Here is a 4,804-nt window from a genome sequence, read left to right on the forward strand (position 1 = left end):
CTGCGCTTCGGCACCCCCGCGCCCCCCGCCGCCCGGACGGCGTGGACGGGCCCGGCGCGGTGGTGGACCACGCGCGGTTCGCCTGGACGCACCCCTGGCGGGGCCGGCCGCTGCCCGGCGCGGTGCTGTACGAGCTGCACATCGGCACGTTCACCCCGGCCGGAACGTTCGAGGCCGCCGCCGAACGGCTGGGCCACCTGGCCGCGTTGGGGGTGACCCATGTCGAGCTGATGCCCGTCTGCCCCTTCCCCGGCACGCACGGCTGGGGGTACGAGGGCGTCGCGCCGTGGGCGGTCCACGAGCCGTACGGGGGCCCGGACGGGTTGAAGCGCCTGGTGGACGCCGCCCATGGCCACGACCTGGGGGTGGTCCTGGACGTGGTGCACAACCATCTCGGCCCGTACGGCAACCATCTGCCCGCGTTCGGGCCGTACTTCACCGACGCGCACCACACCCCCTGGGGCTCGGCCGTCAATCTCGACGGCCCGGGCTCGGACGAGGTCCGCGCCTACCTCGTCGACAGCGCGCTGGCCTGGCTGCGGGACTACCGCCTGGACGGGCTGCGGCTGGACGCCGTGCACGCCCTGTACGACACCCGCGCCCACCACTTCCTCGCCGAACTGTCGGAGGCCGTCGACGCGCTGGCCGCCGCCCTGGGCCGGCCACTGTTCCTCGTCGCCGAGTCCGACCGCAACGACCCGCGCACCACGGCCCCGCGCGAGCAGGGCGGACTCGGCCTGCACGCGCAGTGGAACGACGACTTCCACCACGCCCTGCACACGGCGCTGACCGGGGAGTCCCAGGGGTACTACGCCGACTTCGCGCGGGGCCCCGGCGGGCCGGCCCACGCCCTCGCCAAGACGCTGACCGGCGGTTTCTTCCACGACGGGGGCCACTCGTCGTTCCGCGGCCGGCGCCACGGCCGCCCCCTGGACCCGCGCGCCCTCCCCGCGCACCGGCTGCTCGGCTACGCCCAGACGCACGACCAGATCGGCAACCGCGCGCGGGGCGACCGGCTCTCCGCCGCTCTGAGCCCCGGCCGGCTCGCCTGCGCGGCGGCGCTGGTGCTCCTCGCCCCGTTCACGCCCATGCTGTTCATGGGCGAGGAGTGGGGCGCGCGCACCCCCTGGCAGTTCTTCACCGATCACACCGACCCCGAGTTGGCGGAGGCGGTGCGCGACGGCCGGCGCCGGGAGTTCGCCGCCCACGGCTGGGCGGAGTCGGATATTCCGGACCCGCAGGACCCGGCCACGCGCCGGCGCTCCTGTCTGGACTGGTCGGAGCCGGAGCGCGAGCCGCACGCCGGGCTGCTGGCCTGGCACCGGGAGCTGATCGCGCTGCGCCGGGCGGAGCCCGCGCTGAGCGAGCCGCTGCTGCGCTACGAGGAGCTGTCGGTGTCGCCCTCGTGCTGTGTCCGCTTCCGCCGGGGCCCGCTGCTGGTGGTGGTGAACATGGCGGCCGGCGCGGAGACGGTGCGGCTGGACGGCCCGTACGCGGGCGGCGGCGCGCCGTACGGCTCCCCCGGCGGCGCGTCCGCGAACGGCTCCCCCGGCGGCGCGACGGGGAGCGGCTCCTCCGGCGGCGCGACGGGGAACGGCTCCTCGCCCGGTGCGCGGCCCGCTCCACACTGGCGGATGGTGACCACCTGGGGCGCGGTGCCGCCGCCGGACGCGACCGGCGAGCTGCGGATGCCTCCGGAGTCGGTGGCGGTCCTCCGGGCGACCACGCCGTAGCGCCCCCGGATCGCGCCGTACGGCGCCCGGACCGGACCGTACCCCTTCCCGCTCAGAGAAGGCCGAGGTCGTACAGGAGGCGATACGTGCCCGGTTCGCGCGGGAGGTGCGTGTGCAGCCCCTGGACGAGGAACACCGCCGCGGTGTTCAGCGCGATGGCCGCGCCGAGGAGCGCGAGGGCCGTGACCGACAGCAGCGGGCAGCTGCTGTCGAGCGGTTCGAGGTCGGCCGTCAGGACGAGCATCACCACCGCCCCCGCCGCCGCGCCCGCGAAGGTGACCAGGGCCCAGGTGTCCGGCGCGAGGCCGAGCACGGTGCCGGTCGGCGCCGGCGCGCCGGGGCGGGTGCGCGCCAGCAGCTCGGGGAGGGTCGCCGCGCCGCCGCCGAGGCAGGCGAGCAGGCTCAGCCCCCAGCCCATGACGTGCTCATGGGTGGTGACGTTGCGCTCCCGGGAGATGGCGATGGTGTACGCCGGCCCCAGCGCGGCCAGCAGCAGGAAGACCCGCTGCAGGGTGCCGAGCGGCGTGGGGTGGCCCCACTGGCCGAACTGGACGACCAACTGGCCCAGCAGCACGGCCGAGAGGCCGAGCACATGGAGATGGGCGAACCACAGCCCGAGGAGGTTGCCGATCCGGGCGATGATCAGCCCGGCCGGTCCGGTGGGAAGGGGGCCCTCGTACTCATGGGTGGACACCGGCGACTCCTCCTCAGAGGGACAGCCCGGGGGCCGCCCCGGCATGGTGCTTGAGCAGCAGGAATCCCAGCAGCACACAGGCGTTGAACAGGAGCAGGACCCGTATCCGGGTCCGATACCTGACGATGGTGTACCAGGTCCCGAGGACCAGCAGCATGAGAAGAGTGTCCATCGCGGTCCTTCCGCCGGGCGGCCGAGCGGGGCGCTTCATGATCCTTGGCGCGACGGTTTCGATCGTGGCACGGATCGGGGCGCTCCGCCCGCCGGGTGCGCCGCTCGGGTCACCCGGCGGCCCTGGGAAGGGACGCGGCGTCAGCTCTCTTCGGGAGTGAGCCGCAGCGAGACGGAGTTGATGCAGTACCGCTGGTCGGTGGGGGTCGGATACCCCTCACCCTCGAACACATGGCCGAGGTGGGAGCCGCAGCGCGCGCAGCGCACCTCGGTGCGCACCATGCCGTGCGAGCGGTCCTGGAGCAGCTCGACGGCGTCGGAGTCCTTCGGGTCGTAGAAGGACGGCCAGCCGCAGTGCGAGGCGAACTTGGTGGTGGAGCGGAAGAGCTCGGCGCCGCACGCCCGGCAGGCGTAGACGCCGGGCGTCGTGGTGTCGGTGTACTCACCGGTGAAGGCGGGCTCGGTGCCGGCCTCGCGCAGCACGTGGTACTCCTGCGGGGACAGCTCCTCGCGCCATTCCCGCTCCGACTTCTCGACCTCGTACGGCACGGTGGTCACTCCTCCGTCGTTCGGCGGCCGGCACCGGGCCGGCGCGCGCGGCTTCTCGACTCCTGGCGGGGCCGGCGGGCCGACCGCCCTCACGCCGGACGGCCCCGCGTCTCAGCCCTCCAGCCGGGCGAGAATCCGCGGCCCGAGGTCGGTGACGTCACCGGCGCCCATGGTGAGAACGAGATCGCCCGGCTTCGCCATTCCCGCGATCACCTCGGGGATCGCGGCCATGTCGTGCTCGGCCCGCACATCGGCGCCCGCGGCGACGGCAGCGTCGATGATCATGGCGCTGGTGACGCCGGGGATCGGGTCCTCGCGGGCCGGGTAGATGTCGAGCACGACGGAGGCGTCGGCGAGGGCGAGGGCCCGGCCCATCTCCGTGCCCAGCTCCTGCGTGCGGCTGAACAGATGCGGCTGGAACACCACGAGGAGCCTGCTGTCGGTGGCGGCCTCGCGCAGCGCGGCGAGGTCGGCGGTCATCTCCGTCGGGTGGTGCGCGTAGGAGTCGATGACCTGGACGCCGGCCGCGGTGCCCTTGAGCTGGAGGCGGCGCTTGACCCCGGTGTACGAGCCGAGGGCGCGCGCGAGGTCGGCGGGCGCGATGCCCAGCCGGACGCCCGCGGCCAGGGCGGCCACCGCGTTGTGCGCGTAGTGGCGGCCGGGCACGGAGACGGTGAAGGCGAGTTCGCCGTCGTGGCCGGCCAGGTCGACGACGACCTCGCTGGTCATGCCCTTCGGGGTGATCCGGAGGATGCGCACGTCACTGCCCTCGGCCTCGCCGACGGTGACCACGTTCAGCTCCGCGCGGTCCGCCACCCGGCGGGCGAGCTCCCGGGCGCCGGCGTGCTCGCCGACGACCAGCGTGCCGCCGGGCACGATCCGGTCGACGAAGGTCTCGAAGGACTCGTGGATCTCGTCCATCGAGGCGTAGTTGGCGTGGTGGTCGAGCTCCACGTTGAGGACGATCGCCACCTCGGGCGCGTACTTGTGGAAGCTGCGGTCCGACTCGTCGGCCTCGGCGACGAAGATCTCACCGGTGCCGTGGTGGGCGTTGGAGCCGGGCTCGTCCAGGTCGCCGCCGATGGCGTACGAGGCGTCCAGGCCCAGGGTGCGCAGGGCCACCGCGAGCATGCTGGTGGTGGTCGTCTTGCCGTGGGTGCCGGCGACGGCGATGGGCCGGGTGTCGGCCATCAGGGCGGCCAGCGCGTCGGAGCGGTGCACGACCGGGACGCCGAGCTCGGCGGCGCGGGCCAGCTCCGGGTTGTCGGCGCGGATGGCGCTGGAGACGACGACGCAGCTGGCGTCGTCGGCGAGGTGCTCGGCGGCGTGGCCGATGTGCACGGTGGCGCCGAGGGCGCGGAGGGCGCGGGCCGTCGCGGAGTCGCGGGCGTCGCTGCCGGCCACCCGGGCGCCGCGCATGGCGAGGATCTTCGCGATGCCCGACATTCCGGCGCCGCCGATGCCGATGAAGTGCGGGCGGTCCATGGCGGACGGAACGGCCGGTGCCATTTGCGTGTCTCTCCCGGGGTCGTACGGCCGGCCGGGTCCGACGGTGGTGGTCGGGCCGGTGGCCGGGGCGGCTGTGCTGAGCCGCCCCAGCCTATGCCGTACGGGGCCGTGCGCCCTAGTCCGGTCGGGTTACGGGTGGGGGCGGGGC

General features: G+C 74.6%; 5 protein-coding genes. 1 reads left to right on the plus strand and 4 read right to left on the minus strand.

The genetic code is table 11. The annotated features are described in order from the left end of the window. Nucleotides 1-1,733 (plus strand): malto-oligosyltrehalose trehalohydrolase (gene treZ, locus ACSNOD_RS28465; RefSeq protein ID WP_436769947.1); only part of this gene is annotated, 1,733 nt, incomplete at its 5' end. 52 nt (nt 1,734-1,785) lie between these two features. Here the strand turns inward: treZ and ACSNOD_RS28470 are convergent. The 4 genes from ACSNOD_RS28470 to murC all read right to left on the minus strand — a co-directional run bounded on the left by ACSNOD_RS28470 (nt 1,786) and on the right by murC (nt 4,656). After that, nucleotides 1,786-2,427, minus strand: a complete 642-nt coding sequence (locus ACSNOD_RS28470) for a disulfide bond formation protein B (protein ID WP_436769948.1) — start codon at nt 2,425-2,427, stop codon at nt 1,786-1,788. A 13-nt stretch (nt 2,428-2,440) separates the two neighbouring features. Further along, nucleotides 2,441-2,599 (minus strand): hypothetical protein, encoded by a 159-nt coding sequence (locus ACSNOD_RS28475; protein ID WP_436769949.1) that lies wholly within the window; start codon nt 2,597-2,599, stop codon nt 2,441-2,443. Between the two features lie 140 nt (nt 2,600-2,739). Continuing rightward, nucleotides 2,740-3,147, minus strand: a complete 408-nt coding sequence (msrB, locus tag ACSNOD_RS28480; protein WP_436769950.1) for a peptide-methionine (R)-S-oxide reductase MsrB — start codon at nt 3,145-3,147, stop codon at nt 2,740-2,742. 111 nt (nt 3,148-3,258) lie between these two features. Continuing rightward, nucleotides 3,259-4,656, minus strand: coding sequence for a UDP-N-acetylmuramate--L-alanine ligase (gene murC / locus ACSNOD_RS28485; RefSeq protein ID WP_436769951.1), 1,398 nt, complete (start codon nt 4,654-4,656; stop codon nt 3,259-3,261). Nucleotides 4,657-4,804 lie beyond the last annotated feature (148 nt).

The organism is Streptomyces sp. URMC 123, from assembly GCF_051386515.1.
GTDB lineage: Bacteria > Actinomycetota > Actinomycetes > Streptomycetales > Streptomycetaceae > Streptomyces.

Excerpts from the sequence above, each read along its gene's own strand:
- murC (WP_436769951.1), bottom strand. The coding sequence starts at position 4,656 with ATGGCACCGGCCGTTCCGTCCGCCATGGACCGCCCGCACTTCATCGGC.
- ACSNOD_RS28475 (WP_436769949.1), bottom strand. The coding sequence starts at position 2,599 with ATGGACACTCTTCTCATGCTGCTGGTCCTCGGGACCTGGTACACCATC.